The sequence below is a fragment of the Planctomycetaceae bacterium genome (assembly GCA_041398785.1).
Taxonomy (GTDB): domain Bacteria; phylum Planctomycetota; class Planctomycetia; order Planctomycetales; family Planctomycetaceae; genus JAWKUA01.
Genome location: JAWKUA010000006.1, coordinates 93,823 through 109,085, shown reverse-complemented (window position 1 = coordinate 109,085; position 15,263 = coordinate 93,823). Strand labels below are relative to the sequence as shown.

The following is a 15,263-nucleotide window of genomic DNA, read 5'->3' as shown; positions in this document are numbered from 1 at the left end:
GCGAAGAAGGCTGGTAGTCGGTCAGACGTGATTTGAGACGTATTGTGTGTTTCCTATTCACCTGTTGATCGGCATCAGCGCGACAGCAGCACAACCACGTCTGCGGCAATCGCTTCGCCGCGTCCGATCGGTCCGACTTTTTCCCCCGACTTTGCCTTCACGTTGACCAGATCCGGTTCCAGGTCCAGCAGTTCCGCCAGACGCATGCGAATCCGGGGTTTCCAGTCTTCCAGGCGTGGCTGTTCGGCGGAAATCGTACAATCCAGGTTTTCGATCCGCCATCGCTGACGCCTCAGCCGGCTGATCACACTGTCGAGCATTGCGGCAGAATCTGCGTCTTTCCAGCGAGGATCGGTGTTGGGAAACCAGCCGCCGATGTCGCCATTGCCGGACGCTCCCAGCAGCGCATCGATCACGGCGTGAATCAGGACATCCGCGTCGCTGTGCCATCCAGGCCAAACGGGCAGTCGATCGACACACCGCCAATGATCAGCGGCCGGCCGGCGACGGTCCGATGAAGGTCATGACCCTGGCCGACTCTCAGCACCGGCAGATTCTGCATGTGCAACTTCATCCTGACAGACATGGGACAGCAAACGTCAGCCGCACGATAGCGAGTGACGAAAAAGCCGACGAACCATCGGATGCGGCGTTGACCGAAGGTTCCGGATTTCCATAGGTTCCCGCGCGGCCCGCGCTGCGCCCGGACGCTGCAGTTGCGGACAGCAGCTGCGCACAAGGGTCATTGCATTTCGAGACTCCTTCCATTCGTGGCACAGACTTCAGACACGGCGTTTTCATGAGCTTTCAGCGGCTCACCATCCTGACTTTGCTGGTGACTGCCGTGCCGGGCTGCGCGCTTTTCCGGGACGACAGCAGCGGCGAGCTGTCGCTGAAACTTCCGTTCCGGCGTTTTGCGGCGGAGCCTGAGATCGACGCGAACGCTCCCACACGAAAAGTCGTACATCTGGACGCGTCCGTCGTCGTGCAGCCGGCGGCGGATCAGACGATCCGGGAACTTGCGTGGGAAGAACTGGACGAAAGCGGCCTGATGGATCCCCGCGACCGGCAGCGGCTGAACGAAGCCGGCTTTCGCGTGGGCGCTTCGGGGATGACGCTTCCCTGGGCGGTGGCCAGCCTTGTCGACCACGCTCCCGTTCCGCAGCAGCAGCGACGTACTACCGGCGACGTGCTCATCGGCCGAAAACCGGACGCGAAACCAGCGTCGCGATTCGGTTCGCCCGTCGCGATTCCCGAAGGCAGCGATTCGGTGATTCTGCTGAATTCCAGTGTCCCGGGTGCTGCGATTCCCGATACGGCTCCGTCGGAACTGCAGCAACTGCGGCAAATTCAGGACGGGCGCTGTCTGCTGCACGTGGAGGTCGCGTCGTTTGGCGAAGGATGGGTGGTGCTGAAGTTTCAGCCGCAAATCCATTTTGGATCCAGCACGAACCGCTACAGCATCGAACAGGGCCGCGAACAGATGGCCGTGCGACAAAACGTGATTCCACTGTACGAACAGCAGTTTGAGGTCAAGCTGCACACCAACGAAGCCGTCGTTGTGGGCTACCGGGAATCAGCCGACTGGACGATCGGAAAACTGTTCTTCCGGTCCGAAACGCTGACATCCGCGCAGGAACATTTGCTGGTCCTGCGACTGGCCGGGGTCGAAGAAGTGGTCGGCCAGAAGGAACTGAACGTGCAATACAGCAAGTATTGAACACTGTGCCGAAGAGCGCGGTCTGTGCCGCATCGCGTCGGACATCAGCCTTCGGCAACGTTGACGTACACTTTCAGCGCGTCACGATCTTCAACCAGCAGCCGCATCATTTCCTGATAGTTGTCCAGACCGTCGACCGGCGTGGTCAGGATCTTCCGCAGGACTCCGGGAAACGTCACGTCACCCAGCGCCAGGTCGGCGATGCCCGATTCGAAATGCCGGAAATTGGCGTTCACGGAACCGAGCAGCAGCTTGTTTCCCAGAACCCAGTTCAGGTTGACGCTGTCACTGGGAACATCCAGTTTGCGTTTGCCGCCGGTGATGCTGGTCCACACGATGCAGCCGTTGTGCCCGAGTATCTCCATGCATTCAAATGCAATCGCGCTGCTGCCGGTGGCTTCGACGATGAGGTCCGGCTTGCCGACCTCCGCGGCCAGTTCCTTTAGTGACGTGTCGGCGGTGCTGACGTAGTGAGAACCAAGACCTGCGGCAATTTCGGCCTTCAGGTTGCCATGTTTCGGTCCGCGAGCCAGCGTCCAGACTTCCATGCCGCGCAGGCGCAGAATCAGTGTCGTCAGCAGACCGATCTGGCCGGCTCCCGTCACCCAGGCTCGTTTCGGTTCCCATACCTGCAGTCGCTGCTGAGCCAGAAACGCCTGTTCGACGGCTTTCGCCGCACAGCTCATCGGTTCCGCCAGCACGTGCAGATGTTTCAGCCCGACCGGCATCCTCACGATAAATTCCTCGTCGTCGACGAAGTATTCGGTCAGATAACCGTGCCGCAGGTTGATGCCGCGTTCGTAGTATTCTTCTTCGCTGGTGATGTCGGACCGGCCGATCTTGTCGAAAATCGAACTTCCCGGCCTGCGAACCGTGCAGGTGACATAGTCGCCGGGTTTGACCTTCTTCACGTTCGGACCGATTTCCTCGACAATTCCGAACAGTTCGTGGCCGATCACCAGGAAGTCGTAGCCTGGAGGAGCCTGGCCGTAGAGTGCGTCGTTGATTTCGCGGTCCGTTGCGTCGACTCCGACTTTCAGCACCTTCACCAGAACTCCGCGACCGTCCGGAATATCGCCGACGGAAGGCTTGTCCAGTTCAGCCAGATGGACACTGTTGGGCGTTCCGGGACGTACGGCGACAGCTTTCATGAGCGAATGATTCCTTGATTATGGCGGAGGGTGGCGGATTCTAAGACGGAAGCTTCGTGCGTCAAAGCATCGATCGATTACAATGAAATCCAATCGGATTGAACCCCCAGCACCGTGAGATGACCAATGCAGTGCCCGTTTCCCGGAATGGACCCGTATCTCGAACGACCATCGATCTGGCCGGATTTTCATGACAGTCTGGTTTCGTACATTCGAGAAGCGCTGCAGCCGCTGCTGCGACCAAAGTACGGCGCGCTGAGCCAGCATCGGACGTACATCGTCAATGACGACCGGTCTGTGTGGCCGGATGTTTCCGTGCTTCATCGCCATCATGGAACAGAATCGACTTCCGCCATTGCGACGATGGAGGCCACGGCTGATCCGGCTCTGGTTGTGGACATCCTGCTGGAGGAAATCCGCGAACCGTACATTGAGATCATCCAGCCATCCGCCGGCAACAGAATCGTTACCGCGATCGAAGTGCTGAGTCCCGCCAACAAACAGCCGGGAGCCGGCCTGGATTCGTATCACAGGAAGCAAAGCGATCTTTGGAGAGGCGGTACAAACCTGGTGGAAATCGATTTGCTGCGAGCCGGCGACTCCCCGATTCAGATTGACAAGTACTATCTGTCGCGATTGAAGTCGCGGCGCTACCTGGCGGCCGTGACCCGCGCTGCACCGACTCGCTACGAACTTTACGGCTTCGCTCTGACAGATCGCCTGCCGCGCATCGCGGTTCCTCTTGCCGACGGCGACCCGGATGTTGTGCTGGACCTGCCGAAAGTGTTTCAGCGCTGTTGGGAAACCGGGCCGTATCCCGAATTCCTCAACTACGATCAATCCGTTCCGGGGGACCTGAGCGACGACGAAAAGGAATTCTGTGGTGGCGTCGTCGGCAGCGGTCCGGCGGCGGGCGGCTGAAGCGGCTCACGACGCCCGCGTGCTGTATTTCACGTCGCCGCCGACGATCGTTGTCACGACTCGACCGGTAACGCGCCGCCCGTCGAACGGAGTATTGCGGCTGCGGGATCGGAATGATCTGGCATCGACGGTCCAGACTTCGTTCGGATCGATCAGCGTGACGTCGGCGGCGGCACCGACCGTCAGCGTTCCCGCGTTCAGTCCGAGCAGACCAGCCGGAGCTTCCGTCAGGCAGCCGATCAACTGTCGCCACGACAGATGTCCCGGTTGAATGAGTGTTTCGACGCAGATCGCCAGCGGTTTCCAGGCCGCAGATGCCAAACGGTGCGGAGTCGAGTTCCACGGCTTTCTTTTCGATCGCCAGCGGCTGGTGGTCGCAACTGATCACGCTGATCGTTCCGTCCTGCAGACCGGCGATCAGAGCGTTGATGTGTTCACGACTGCGGAACGGCGGATTGCATTTGTACAGCGTATCAAAGGTTCCCATCACGTCGTCCGTCAGCAGCAGGTGATGCGGCGTTACGTCGGCGGTGACTCGGATGCCGGCCTGCTGAGCCCGCCGGATGTGATCGACGGCTCCGCTGGTGGTGACGCACATGATGTGGACGCGACCTTCCGTCAGTTCGGCCAAAGCGATATCGCGATCGGTCATGATGTCCTGAGCGGCCGCCGGAATTCCGCGCAGACCCAGCCGCGTGGATTCGAATCCTTCGTGCATCAGACCCGCTTCCAGCAGTTCCGGCACGATCGAATAGTGCAGAATCGGACGGCCGAACATTCCCGTGTATTCGAGCGCGCGGCGCATGACTTCGGCATTGGCGATGGGAGTCTTGCCGTCCGTAAACGCAACCGCCTCGGCTTCGACCAACTGACCGATTTCCGCCAGCTCCTTTCCCTGATTTCCTTTGGTGACGGCTCCCAGCGGATACACGCGGCAGTTGCCGGCTCGTTCCGCCTGGCGTTTGACGAATTCCGCTGATCCGTGGTTGTCGACGACAGGATTGGTGTCGGGCAGCGCGGCGATGCTGGTGAATCCGCCAGCCAGCGCCGCTGCGGTGGCGCTGGCGATGGTTTCGTCTTCTTCAAAGCCCGGTTCCCGCAGCGCCACGTGAGCGTCCACGAATCCGGGGCATACCAGCAACCCGGACGCGTCGATGGTCCGGTCCGCGTGGCCTGGATCGTCGTCCTCAGCGAGCACTGCAGCGATGCGGCCGTCGTCAATCAGCAGGGACGCGGGGCGTTCCATGTCGCCGGCCGGATCGATGACGGTTCCATTGCGAATCAGCAGCCGACTCATGCCTGCACTCCCTTCGCCAGCAGGTACAGGCACGCCATGCGAATCAGCAAGCCGTTGGACACTTGATTCAGAATCACTGAATGCGGGCCGTCGGCGACTTCGGGAGTCAGTTCGACGCCGCGATTGATCGGGCCGGGAGCCAGCACCAGCAGATCGTCCTTCGCGCGGGCGATGCGGTCTCCGTTCATGCCGAACAGGTGAGCGTACTCGGCGATCGACGGAAAGAACGCTCCGCGCTGACGCTCGAACTGCACTCGCAGCAGGTTCACGCAATCGACTTCGGGAAGAATGTCGTCCAGGTTGTAGGCGACTTCCACGCCCAGCTTCGTGATCGCTCGCGGAATCAGCGTCGCCGGGCCGCAGACAATCACGCGGGCTCCCAGTTTCCGCAGTCCGTGAATGTTTGAGCGGGCGACGCGACTGTGCCGAATGTCGCCCACCAGAGCCACCGTCAGGCCGTCGATGCGTCCTCGCCGCTGGCGAATGGTCAGAATGTCCAGCAGCCCCTGAGTCGGATGTTCGTGTGTTCCGTCTCCGGCATTCAGGACTCCCGCTTTCAGATGCCGCGACAACAGATGCGGCGCGCCGACCGTGCGATGCCGGCAGACCACCAGGTCGACTCCCATGGCTTCGATCGTCAGAGCGGTGTCGACGAAGGTTTCGCCCTTGGACAGACTGCTGCCGCTGGAGGAAAAGTCGACCGTGTCCGCACCGAGTCGTCGCGCGGCGATGTTGAAACTGGTTTTCGTGCGAGTCGAGTTCTCGAAGAACAGATTCGCGACGACGGTTCCGCGCAGCACGTCCAGCCGCTGCGACGCGCCGTCGGTCAGTTCATGGAACCGGTCGGCAAGGTCCAGAATTGTGGTGATCTGTTCGGCGGACAGATGTTCCAGACCCAGCAAATGGCGTTCGTGCCACGGAGCCGCCAGGCTGAGTTCGAGTTGCTGATCGGTCATCCGTCGCTGTTTGATTGATTGAGGCCATCGCGGACCGCGCGGGAGCAGCGCAAACACCGCGGGAATCTAGCGGCGCACGGACGGTTGTTCAATGACCCGCACAGCGTGAACAGCTGGAAGGTGCGGGGAGCTGTTGCTTCCGGCGCTCGCTGTGTCATTCCCGCGCAGGCGGAGCCCCATTGCGCCACCGGCTGGGTTCCGCCTGCGCGGAATGTCGGAACGGACGCCGCAACACCGAAGAGCGCGAATGGCGGAGGGGAGGTGCGAATGGCGGAAGTCGTCGCGCGCAACGGGAATTGGCAGCAATTACCTGGCCGCTGACAACAGCGGGAAGAACTGGCCTTCCAGCGGCTGCCCCGGCGGAATCACCGGCACGCCGTCCAGCAGCGGCTGGTCGGACTCACTGCAGACGCCGTCGAGTACGACGTTGACCACGTAGGCTCGCCGAGGACCGTCGGTGCGGTTTTCGCCGGAACCGTGAACCATCAGAGGATGATGGAACACGCATTCTCCGGCCTTCAGTTCCACGGCCACCGGGTTCTGCATCCGGTCCCACTGTTCGTCGTTCAGAACCTCGCGAATCGCCAGCATATCGCCCGCCAGGCCGGTAATCGGCAGCAGATCCCAGTAATGACTGCCGGGAATGTATTGCACGCAGCCGTTGTCCTTTGTGGCGTCGTCCAGACCGATCCAGCATGTCAGGTGAGCCATCGGGCGGGTGCGAGTCCAATAGGAATAGTCCTGATGCCACGCGACGACTCCACCGTGATACGCCGGTTTGCAGAACAACTGGTCGTGCCAGAATCGCACCGGTCCTTCCAGAAGCTGTTCCGCCAGCGCAACAAAAGCCGGATTCCACAGGGCATCATGAAACCCGCCGGCAATCCGCCAGGCTCCCAAAGCATGAAACAGCACTCGGTCGGGGTCGGCCGATTCGTTGGAATTGTACTCATACCACAATTCGCGTCCGTCGTGATCGGGCTGAACCAGACCAGCCAGTTCGTTCCGAAGAACATCGAGCTGTTCGTCCGTCAGGATCTTCGGGCCGGCAATGAAACCGTCGCGGCGATAGTCGTCCAGTTGCCGCTGAGTGAACTTCACGACCGGCGCCGTGGAATCGGCGAACAGTGACGTGACGCGATGATGTTGTGTTGAAAGATCCTGCATGGTTTCCGCAATTGCTTTCCAGACCGCAGACACGAATGTGCCGCCGAATGCGCCGTGACGCGAAGGTTGCGAGACGATACTGTGAGTACGCGATACTGTGAGCAGCCGATACTGTGACCGACCCGTATTGAGAGAAGCCGCGAACGGTGCTTGCTGTGCCGTGAAAGGCGGCAGAATAACGCGTGGAATTTAAGTCAACCACTATCGACCTGGGTCGCGCCACGGTGCGCTTGCGTGTTCCGGCGGAACCGGACCGGATTCTGAATGACGCCGTGGCCGCCGAACAAAACGGCGGTCCGTCCACGGATCCGTATTGGGGACTGCTGTGGAACGCGGCGACTCCGACGGCTCGCCTGGTGCTTGGGCACATGTGGAAACCAGGTACGGCGGTCGTGGAACTCGGCTGCGGAACGGGTCTTGTCGGGATCGCCGGACTGATGGCAGGGCTCGACGTGACGTTTACTGACCTGGTTCCGGAAGCCGTTGCACTGGCGGTGGAGAATGCCGTTTTGAATGGCTTCGCCGGTGCTTGCGGAAAGGTTCTGGACTGGCGCACGCCGGAACATCCGCGTGTCGAGGTGCTGCTGGCCAGCGACGTTCTGTACGACGAAGACAGCCACGATGCCCTGCTGTCGGCCGCGGAGACTCTGCTGTCGGAACAGGGAACGCTGTGGATCGGCGACCCCGGACGTGAACCGGCTCGGCGGTTTCTTCAACGGGCTGCGGAAGCCTGGAGCATCCGTCTGTGCGCGGACGACGGCACGGAGATCATTCAACCGCAGCGTGGCCGTTTTCAGCTTCTGGAGCTGAAACGTCGCACCGCTGCGAATCATTCTTCCTTCAGCGGCCGGTTCATCAATTCTTCCGTCGCCGCGCGCGGAGATTTGTTTTCGAACAGCACGCGATAAACCTCCGTGGCGATGGGCATGTCGATGTTCTGCTGTTCGGAGATACTTTTGATACTTCCGGCCGTGAAGATGCCTTCTGCCACCGCGTGCATGGATTGCTGAATAAAGTCCAGAGTCCGGCCCTGACCCAGCAGTTCTCCGACATGCCGATTGCGACTGTGCCGACTGCCGCAGGTTACGACCAGATCGCCGATCCCGGCAAGGCCGTAGAACGTTTCCGGCGCTGCTCCCATTGCGGTTCCGAAGCGAACCATTTCCGCAAGTCCCCGAGTGATCAGCGCTGCCCGGGCATTATCTCCCAATCCCAGTCCGTCGCCGATTCCGGCTGCGATGGCGATCACATTCTTCAGAGCGCCGCCAAGTTCGACTCCGGTCAGATCGCTGTTGGAATAGACGCGCAGTGTTTCCGTGGAGAACAACTGCTGTACTCGCTCGGCATCGCTGACATTGTCCGACGCGGCAACAACGGTCGTCGGCCTGCCGATGGCGACTTCTTCCGCGTGACACGGACCGCCAAGGGCCACAACGGGGCGGTCGCCGAGCAGTTCCTGCAGCATCTGGCTCGGCCGAATCAGCGTTTCGTTTTCGATTCCCTTGACGGCACTGACCAGCAGCGCGGCGGCCGGAATGAAATCGCGTAGCTGACCCGACATCTGGCGAATTCCGCGAGTCGGCACGCATACCACAACGATGCCCGCGTTGTGCAGCGCGGCGGCGGGGTCGGCAGTCACTTCGATCTGCGGGTTGAGTCGGATTCCGGGCAACAATCGCGAGTTTTCGCGAGTTTCGGCGATATGGCTGGCAAAGGTAGCGTTCCTCGCCCACAGTCGAACGCTGTGCAGCCGGTTCTGCGACAGGACCGCGGCGCAGGCAGTTCCCATCGCGCCGGCTCCCAGCACGGCAATCTGTTCCGACATCAAAAGGCCTCGCTTCCGGAAAATGACATGGCTATCCGACGGCAGGCTTCCGGTGGGACGCGGTCGTCGCGTGAACGGATGGATTTTGCACGCGGCCGGAATTGCGGAGTCGCAGTCAATGCCCACTGAAGTCTAGCGAGCTGCCGTCCGGGACACACTCGCGGGCGGACCGGCAACTTCGCTGCAAGCGCATCAATCCGCGAAGCTTCGCTGTTGATTACACGGTGACCGAAGGAATTCCGTTTGCCTGGCAGGCAAACGCGTCCCAGGGTTATTCGACTCCGAAAGATTCTGCGCTGACGAATTCCGTCAGTCCCGTTCCGGGAAGGCGCGGAAGCGGGCTCGGACACCAACAGAAGGACGAAACCATGCAACAGGTATTCGGCAATCCCGTGGAAAACCCCCAGTTCGTCGACCGTCGCCAGCGAGACAACGGTTCCGGCACGGGTCTGGAACGGCGACAGTTTCGCGACGGCAATCGATCAGAACGTCCGGAAGTGGCGGAACTGGCGGACGCCGTGGATGAGTACAAGATCACTCACCGTCGACGGTTCATCACATTTGAAGAGCTGTTCGACGTGATGCAGTCGCTGGGCTACCGTCGGCCGGAATAACCGGAACGATCGGCTTTTCTGCCCGACCGCTCATGTTTCTTTCTGTCAGCGCAGCACCGTAATCGGAAAAATTTGCCCCGGCCGCCGGTTTTTGTGGAAGACTCCTCAAGACAGCCGGCCGACGTGCAATTCGGCCTGCGGACGCAACGGTGTCAGCAGGCTCGCACTGCCGCCGCCGTGACGCACGAACATCACCGCGCGACGCGACGTCCGATTTCCCCTCACTGCGAGAAAGAACAGACCATGATCGCTCCCAGCGCAGAAATGCTCGTCACGGATCGACGCCGCAGAAGCTCTGAACGCCGCAAGAAAATCGTCATCGACGACGCACCGGATGCGAACGACACGTGTGAATCGGAATGCACGCGAGAAATCACCGATCGCCGCAAAGCGGACCGTCGCCGCCAGATCGATCCCACAACCTGCGAACGCGATTATTCCGGCGCGGAAGTTCAGTTCATGCGGGCCATGGACGACTACAAACGAAAAAGCGGCCGGCCGTTTCCGACATGGAGCGAAGTTCTGGAGGTTCTGATGAGCCTCGGATATCGCCAGGTCGCGGAACCCAACACCATGGAATGGCGAACCGCCGGCGACTGATACGCGCCTTGCGGATGCCGCGCCGGCCGCTTATCCCAGGCGGCCAAACGTCATGATCGTGATGTCATCGTTCTGCGGCCGGCCGTCGGCATGCTGCCGGACATCAGCCAGCAGATCGCGGCCCAATTGTTCCGGATCAGCCGGACTGTTGCTGACAAAATCCCGGACGCGCTGCTTGGAATACAGATCGCCGTTCGGGTTCATGGCTTCGTCGACGCCGTCTGTCACCAGCACGAAGATTTCACCGGGGTGAATGTCCCGCGTGACAACTTCATACGGGTAGTCGGACATGATGCCCACGGGAATTCCGATCGTCGCGTCGTCAAATTCCTCGACTTCACCGCCGGGCCGGCGGATCACCGGTGACATGTGCCCCGCGTTCGCCAGTGTCATCCGATTGGATTTCAGATCGATAACGCCCAGGATGTAGGTGACAAACCGGCCTTCAACCATGCTGTGGCACATGTGGTTGTTGATCTGCCGAATTGCCAGCGTGACGTCATCCGTAAAGCTCATCGTCGTTTGAACGACACTGGCAATTCTGGACATGATCAGCGCACCGGGAACGCCCTTTCCGGCGACATCGCCGAACGACACCACGACCTTATCCTTCTTCTTTCCGATCAGGAAACAGTCGAAGTAGTCGCCTCCGACAGCCTGCGCGGCATCATAGGACGCGTAGAACTTATAGCCGCTGACTTCCGGAAGCTTTTCGGGCAGCAGAGCTCGCTGGACTCCGCGAGCGATGCCCATTTCCTTGTCCTGCTTCTGCTTTTCCAGATACGTGTGCAGCAGCCGTGCATTCTGGTAGGAATGAGCGGCCTGGGCGGCAACCGCCAGCAGCAGTTGCAGGTCGTCGTCCGTGAAGCGCTTCAGGGGATTCTGCGTATCCAGATTGATGATGCCGAACGGATGGTCGTCGAGGTCCATCAGCGGCACGCACATCATGGAATGAATGGTCAGGTTGGAGATTGACTCCACGGCACTGAACCGCTCGTCGCTGGCGGCATCGGCGGAAAGCACGCCCGTCTTTTCATTCATCACGCGTTCCAGAATCGTGCGGCTCAATCGCACGGATTCGTCGTCGATTTCGTCGCGGTGCTTCTGCGCGACCGGGATCAGCGGCTTCCTGACGGACTCCCGCATCAGGATTGAACCGCGATCCGCCTGCGGAAAAATCTCAAACAAAGCGTCCAGAATTCGCGGCGCCAGGTTGGCGATTTCCATCGTCCCCGACAGAGCGTGGTTGATCTTCAGAATGCCGCGAAGTTTGTCTTCCGGACGAACATCGAACAGGCCATAACCGCCGGCGCTGGCGGCTCCCATGATCGTGCTGGATGCGCCGTCGTTGAGTTCCACACCCATCGTCATGCCGAACGGATCGATCCCGTTGCCGGCTTCCGGGTCATCTTCGAATCGCAGCTTGATGGGTCCCAGCTTAATTCGGTCGTCGTTCTTCAGCTTCTGCGGAGAACCGGGTTCCAGCTTGCGGCCGTTCAGGAAACTTCCGTTGCCGCTTTCCAGATCTTCGATCACCAACTGGCCGTCCTGTTTCAGGATCTGCGCGTGAAATCGCGACACCATGTTGGAATCAAGCTGCACCGTGCAATCCGGATGGCGCCCCAGCTGCGCCGGAAATTCCCTCAGTTCGTAGGGAATCGCCTGACCCTCTTTCAGCAGGACAATGCGAGGCATAACTCGGACGCTCCGGAATATTGACCGATGATCGGCAGGTGCCGCCGGGTGACGAATTTCAGAATCGGATCAGCCGGCGCCGCCAAATGTGGTTTCCACATTGCCACGCAGCACTTTTCGGCCCAGAACAACCGCCTGATCCACCGTCCAGCCCCTGTCGATCACAAAATCCTGTGCCAGTGCCCGCGCCAGGATCCGACGATACATCGCAAACTTCGGCAACGCGAACTCCAGCTTATACATGTCGCTGTAATAACCGATTTGCTTCGTTTGCGGAACAGCCTGCAACCGGCTGCGGCAGTCCTTCTCAATGTAAACCGGAATGTTGGAATACCACCAGTGACCGTTCGTGACGACGTTCGGGAAGATCCAGGCAAAACTGACCAGCTCCTGGTTGCTGGTTTCCGAAAGAACCGAAATCGGGAACGTCACCGTCGGAAACGCATTCAGCAATCGTCGGTACTGAATCAGCGACAGCCGCTTGTCGTAAAGGTCCTGGCCCTGAAACACACCGGCCTCATAAACCCGCCGATTGACGCCGATCATCAGGTCGAACGGCAGCCGATGCTCCGCGCAGTGTTCCGCAAGAGTCCAGAACACAAAGCAACTCAGTGTCCGCGATTCGTCTGCGTCAAGTTCCCGGCCGGAAAAGACAGCCGCGACGACGCCGTCCGCCGTTCCGTCCGACACCGGCTCCGGCGCGAAATCGGGAGGAAGCGAAATCGCACAGGCTCGAACATTGTTCCGGCGAAAGTGCTGAAACAGACTTCCGATGGCGTCCCGCAGCCCTGCTGCGTCTGAGGGCGTCTGGTTCGTGCGTTTCTGCAGTCGGTCGCGAACTTCCCGCTTTGCCAGGTGGAAGACCAGGTCGTCCGTCCGCAGGCACGGGACGTAAAGCTTCGTGTCGAATCCGGCCAGCGGGTCGTCGAAGTCGTTGGTCAGATACACCTGATCCAGACCGCTGCGATCCAGCACAGTCTTCTCCCAATCGGGCGAAGCCATCTTCGCCTGAGAAGAGTCAAACAGTACCTCCCAGTTGCTTTCCGTCAGGCGATCGTGAGGAAAGTCGAAGAAGACCTGGCACATTTCCAGCAGCCAACTGTACTGCGCTGTGTTTTCAATCGCGGTCAGCCATGGGACCAGCCGACCCACCTTTTCCTTTGCGGAAATTCCGGGTTCCTCGATCTTCTGCCGTTCCAGCCCCGCGGAATGGGCCAGTTCGGTGTAATAGTGATACCCCAGAATATCGGCCAGCGTCGTCGAGGCGGCCGCATGCGGATTGATGTGCGTGTGCGGATCAATCAGCCGCAGAGCTTCAAGCGGCGACAGAATTTCCTGGACAAGCTGCTGGGACATGACGCTGCAAGATCCTGAGAAGACGGTGGAGGCCGTTTTGGATGTGTGAGTTTCGCCTGCCTGAGCGGATTTCGACGCGGATGCCTGTATCCGCTCGTCCGCAACCACACGGCGCGGAAGAAGCAGCGGACAAACGGGCAACAAATCCGCCGGGTTTCGCCGGGCTCCGCGACCTGCACCGCCGCCAGTGAGGAGACGGCCCTGACCGACCGGAAAGTGTCGTGGCCACGGATTCGTGCTGCAAGACACCCGAAGCTTTTTTGGTTCGGCGGCAACTTGACCACATGACGTCAGGACATTTCGACAACGCACGTCATTGGCTGACCGCAATTTCACTGTCCCCCGGCACTCCCCAGACAACCCAGACCACCGCGCTGTGGTGATCGCCCATTGCCGCGGTTTCGACATTCTGTTATCAACCTGCTCCAACGTTTCAGTGTGCCAGGAACGCGGCAATTCTCGACGCCGGCTACCGTTCACAGGCATTCTCAACGACTCTCTCTCGAAATCCCCGCTTTGTCAGGAAGGCAAAGCGATTCGCCATGGAGCTGGCAATGGCCGCGCGGGAAAAGCACAAGCTGCGGGTGCTGTTTGTTGATGATGAGCAGTCCATCGCGGAGCTGATGAAGTCCGAACTGGCTCGCATGGGACATACGGCGACGGTTCGGCAGAGTCCCGGCGAGGCGATGGATGCGATCGACAAGAACACGTTCGACGCTGCCATCATCGACCTGAAAATGCCTGGAGGCAGCGGCTGGGACGTGATCGACAAGCTGCGAGACGTGTCCCCTGAAACGGAATACGTCATCAGCACCGGCCATGGCAGCATGGATGACGCGATCCGGGCCGTCCGGATGGGCGCCTATGACTTCCTTCCCAAACCCGTTTCGCTTTTCGAAATCGCCAGCGTGCTGCAGCGAATCGGCGAGAAGAAGGCTCTGCAGAACAAGACCGTCGCTCTGGAAACCCGCCTGGAGCGCGCGGAAGGCCGCTCTGATCTGGTCGGCACCTCACCTCCGATGCTGCGAGTCCAGAAGCTGATTGAACGCATTGCTCCGACAGATTCCGCGGTGCTGATCCTTGGCGAAACCGGTACCGGCAAGGAAATGGTGGCCCGCCGGATTCACGAACAAAGTGATCGTTGCGACGCTCCCTTCGTGCCGGTCAATTGCGGAGCGCTCGCGGAAAATCTGGTCGAAAGCGAATTCTTCGGGCATCGCAAAGGTGCGTTCACCGGAGCCGATACCGCTCGCGCAGGCCTGTTCGAAGTCGCGAATGGCGGCACCCTGTTTCTGGACGAACTGGGTGAACTGGACAAAACGATGCAGGTGAAACTGCTGCGATTCCTGGAATCCGGCGAAGTCAGGCGGGTTGGTGAAAATGAGCCATTTCACGTCGACGTCCGCATCGTCTGTGCCACGAACCGCGATTTGCAGGAAATGGTTCAGGACGGCACGTTTCGTGAAGACCTGATGTTTCGTGTGAATACGTTTGAGATTCATCTGCCCCCGCTGAGAGAACGGCTGGATGATATTCCGGGGCTGGCCCTGCACCTGATTGCCCGCCACCTGAAGCGTGACCACGTGCCGGAGAGCATTCTGCCGCCCGAAACGATTGCCGCGCTGAAGGCTCATCAATGGAGTGGCAACGTTCGTGAACTGGCCAACGTGCTGGAACACGCCGTCATCCTGTCCGACGGAAACGTAATTACGCCGGATGATCTGCCGCGAAGTGTCAGCAAGCCATCCAAAACCACGGCGACCGGTACCGACGACGCGGTCGATGTCGTCGCGTTTTCCTCCGTGCCTCAAACGCTGCGGGAAATGGAAAATCAGATGATCCTGCGCGTGCTGGACAAGCATGAAGGCGACAAACCCAGTGCCGCGAAGGAACTGGGGATTGCCCTGAAAACGCTTTACAACCGACTCAGCCAGTTGGAAGGCCAGCGAGACGCGGGCTGA

General features: G+C 60.1%; 15 protein-coding genes and 1 pseudogene. 6 read left to right on the top strand and 10 right to left on the bottom strand.

Going from position 1 to position 15,263, the window contains the following annotated elements; genetic code table 11:
• Positions 1 to 74 precede the first annotated feature (74 nt).
• Both ispF and R3C19_08940 read right to left on the bottom strand, forming a co-directional pair.
• Complete coding sequence (gene ispF, locus R3C19_08945; GenBank protein ID MEZ6060474.1) at positions 75 to 416, bottom strand: 2-C-methyl-D-erythritol 2,4-cyclodiphosphate synthase; 342 nt, start codon at positions 414 to 416, stop codon at positions 75 to 77.
• A gap of 8 nt (positions 417 to 424) precedes the next feature.
• Positions 425 to 562 (bottom strand): 2-C-methyl-D-erythritol 2,4-cyclodiphosphate synthase, encoded by a 138-nt coding sequence (locus R3C19_08940; GenBank protein MEZ6060473.1) that lies wholly within the window; start codon positions 560 to 562, stop codon positions 425 to 427.
• 237 nt (positions 563 to 799) lie between these two features.
• Between R3C19_08940 and R3C19_08935 the strand changes: the two genes are divergently transcribed.
• The gene (locus tag R3C19_08935) at positions 800 to 1,720 is read left to right on the top strand and encodes a hypothetical protein (GenBank protein MEZ6060472.1); all 921 of its coding nucleotides are present in this window, start codon (positions 800 to 802) and stop codon (positions 1,718 to 1,720) included.
• 44 nt (positions 1,721 to 1,764) lie between these two features.
• Here R3C19_08935 and R3C19_08930 read toward each other — a convergent pair whose 3' ends face one another.
• On the bottom strand, positions 1,765 to 2,871 hold the full coding sequence (locus R3C19_08930; protein MEZ6060471.1) for a glucose 1-dehydrogenase: 1,107 nt from the start codon (positions 2,869 to 2,871) through the stop codon (positions 1,765 to 1,767).
• A 126-nt stretch (positions 2,872 to 2,997) separates the two neighbouring features.
• On the opposite strand from R3C19_08930, the gene R3C19_08925 reads away from it, so the two are divergent.
• Entirely contained in the window at positions 2,998 to 3,792 is a 795-nt protein-coding gene (locus R3C19_08925; GenBank protein MEZ6060470.1) for a DUF4058 family protein, read from the top strand.
• Positions 3,793 to 3,798: 6 nt separating this feature from the next.
• On the opposite strand, the gene R3C19_08920 is transcribed toward R3C19_08925, so the two are convergent.
• From R3C19_08920 to R3C19_08905, 4 genes and pseudogenes are all read right to left on the bottom strand, one after another.
• Complete coding sequence (locus R3C19_08920; protein ID MEZ6060469.1) at positions 3,799 to 4,035, bottom strand: amidohydrolase family protein; 237 nt, start codon at positions 4,033 to 4,035, stop codon at positions 3,799 to 3,801.
• 172 nt (positions 4,036 to 4,207) lie between these two features.
• Positions 4,208 to 5,038: pseudogene (locus R3C19_08915) on the bottom strand (amidohydrolase family protein).
• Positions 5,039 to 5,085: 47 nt separating this feature from the next.
• Positions 5,086 to 6,045 (bottom strand): aspartate carbamoyltransferase catalytic subunit, encoded by a 960-nt coding sequence (locus tag R3C19_08910; protein ID MEZ6060468.1) that lies wholly within the window; start codon positions 6,043 to 6,045, stop codon positions 5,086 to 5,088.
• A gap of 306 nt (positions 6,046 to 6,351) precedes the next feature.
• On the bottom strand, positions 6,352 to 7,245 hold the full coding sequence (locus R3C19_08905) for a phytanoyl-CoA dioxygenase family protein (protein ID MEZ6060467.1): 894 nt from the start codon (positions 7,243 to 7,245) through the stop codon (positions 6,352 to 6,354).
• Positions 7,246 to 7,394: 149 nt separating this feature from the next.
• Here R3C19_08905 and R3C19_08900 point away from each other — a divergent pair, with 149 nt between their 5' ends.
• On the top strand, positions 7,395 to 8,120 hold the full coding sequence (locus R3C19_08900) for a methyltransferase (protein MEZ6060466.1): 726 nt from the start codon (positions 7,395 to 7,397) through the stop codon (positions 8,118 to 8,120).
• Here the strand turns inward: R3C19_08900 and R3C19_08895 are convergent.
• Positions 8,042 to 9,037, bottom strand: a complete 996-nt coding sequence (locus tag R3C19_08895) for an NAD(P)H-dependent glycerol-3-phosphate dehydrogenase (protein ID MEZ6060465.1) — start codon at positions 9,035 to 9,037, stop codon at positions 8,042 to 8,044. The genes R3C19_08900 and R3C19_08895 overlap by 79 nt on opposite strands.
• 368 nt (positions 9,038 to 9,405) lie before the next feature.
• On the opposite strand from R3C19_08895, the gene R3C19_08890 reads away from it, so the two are divergent.
• Both R3C19_08890 and R3C19_08885 read left to right on the top strand, forming a co-directional pair.
• On the top strand, positions 9,406 to 9,651 hold the full coding sequence (locus R3C19_08890; protein ID MEZ6060464.1) for a hypothetical protein: 246 nt from the start codon (positions 9,406 to 9,408) through the stop codon (positions 9,649 to 9,651).
• Between the two features lie 243 nt (positions 9,652 to 9,894).
• Complete coding sequence (locus R3C19_08885) at positions 9,895 to 10,251, top strand: hypothetical protein (protein ID MEZ6060463.1); 357 nt, start codon at positions 9,895 to 9,897, stop codon at positions 10,249 to 10,251.
• 30 nt (positions 10,252 to 10,281) lie between these two features.
• Here R3C19_08885 and R3C19_08880 read toward each other — a convergent pair whose 3' ends face one another.
• On the bottom strand, positions 10,282 to 11,946 hold the full coding sequence (locus R3C19_08880) for a SpoIIE family protein phosphatase (GenBank protein MEZ6060462.1): 1,665 nt from the start codon (positions 11,944 to 11,946) through the stop codon (positions 10,282 to 10,284).
• Between the two features lie 69 nt (positions 11,947 to 12,015).
• A complete protein-coding gene (locus tag R3C19_08875; GenBank protein MEZ6060461.1) occupies positions 12,016 to 13,302 on the bottom strand; it encodes an amidohydrolase in 1,287 nt (428 codons plus the stop codon).
• A 542-nt stretch (positions 13,303 to 13,844) separates the two neighbouring features.
• On the opposite strand from R3C19_08875, the gene R3C19_08870 reads away from it, so the two are divergent.
• Entirely contained in the window at positions 13,845 to 15,263 is a 1,419-nt protein-coding gene (locus tag R3C19_08870) for a sigma-54 dependent transcriptional regulator (GenBank protein ID MEZ6060460.1), read from the top strand.

Excerpts from the sequence above, each read along its gene's own strand:
- R3C19_08940 (MEZ6060473.1), bottom strand. The coding sequence starts at position 562 with ATGCAGAATCTGCCGGTGCTGAGAGTCGGCCAGGGTCATGACCTTCAT.
- R3C19_08935 (MEZ6060472.1), top strand. The coding sequence starts at position 800 with ATGAGCTTTCAGCGGCTCACCATCCTGACTTTGCTGGTGACTGCCGTG.
- R3C19_08930 (MEZ6060471.1), bottom strand. The coding sequence starts at position 2,871 with ATGAAAGCTGTCGCCGTACGTCCCGGAACGCCCAACAGTGTCCATCTG.
- R3C19_08925 (MEZ6060470.1), top strand. The coding sequence starts at position 2,998 with ATGCAGTGCCCGTTTCCCGGAATGGACCCGTATCTCGAACGACCATCG.
- R3C19_08910 (MEZ6060468.1), bottom strand. The coding sequence starts at position 6,045 with ATGACCGATCAGCAACTCGAACTCAGCCTGGCGGCTCCGTGGCACGAA.
- R3C19_08895 (MEZ6060465.1), bottom strand. The coding sequence starts at position 9,037 with ATGTCGGAACAGATTGCCGTGCTGGGAGCCGGCGCGATGGGAACTGCC.
- R3C19_08890 (MEZ6060464.1), top strand. The coding sequence starts at position 9,406 with ATGCAACAGGTATTCGGCAATCCCGTGGAAAACCCCCAGTTCGTCGAC.
- R3C19_08885 (MEZ6060463.1), top strand. The coding sequence starts at position 9,895 with ATGATCGCTCCCAGCGCAGAAATGCTCGTCACGGATCGACGCCGCAGA.
- R3C19_08880 (MEZ6060462.1), bottom strand. The coding sequence starts at position 11,946 with ATGCCTCGCATTGTCCTGCTGAAAGAGGGTCAGGCGATTCCCTACGAA.
- R3C19_08875 (MEZ6060461.1), bottom strand. The coding sequence starts at position 13,302 with ATGTCCCAGCAGCTTGTCCAGGAAATTCTGTCGCCGCTTGAAGCTCTG.
- R3C19_08870 (MEZ6060460.1), top strand. The coding sequence starts at position 13,845 with ATGGAGCTGGCAATGGCCGCGCGGGAAAAGCACAAGCTGCGGGTGCTG.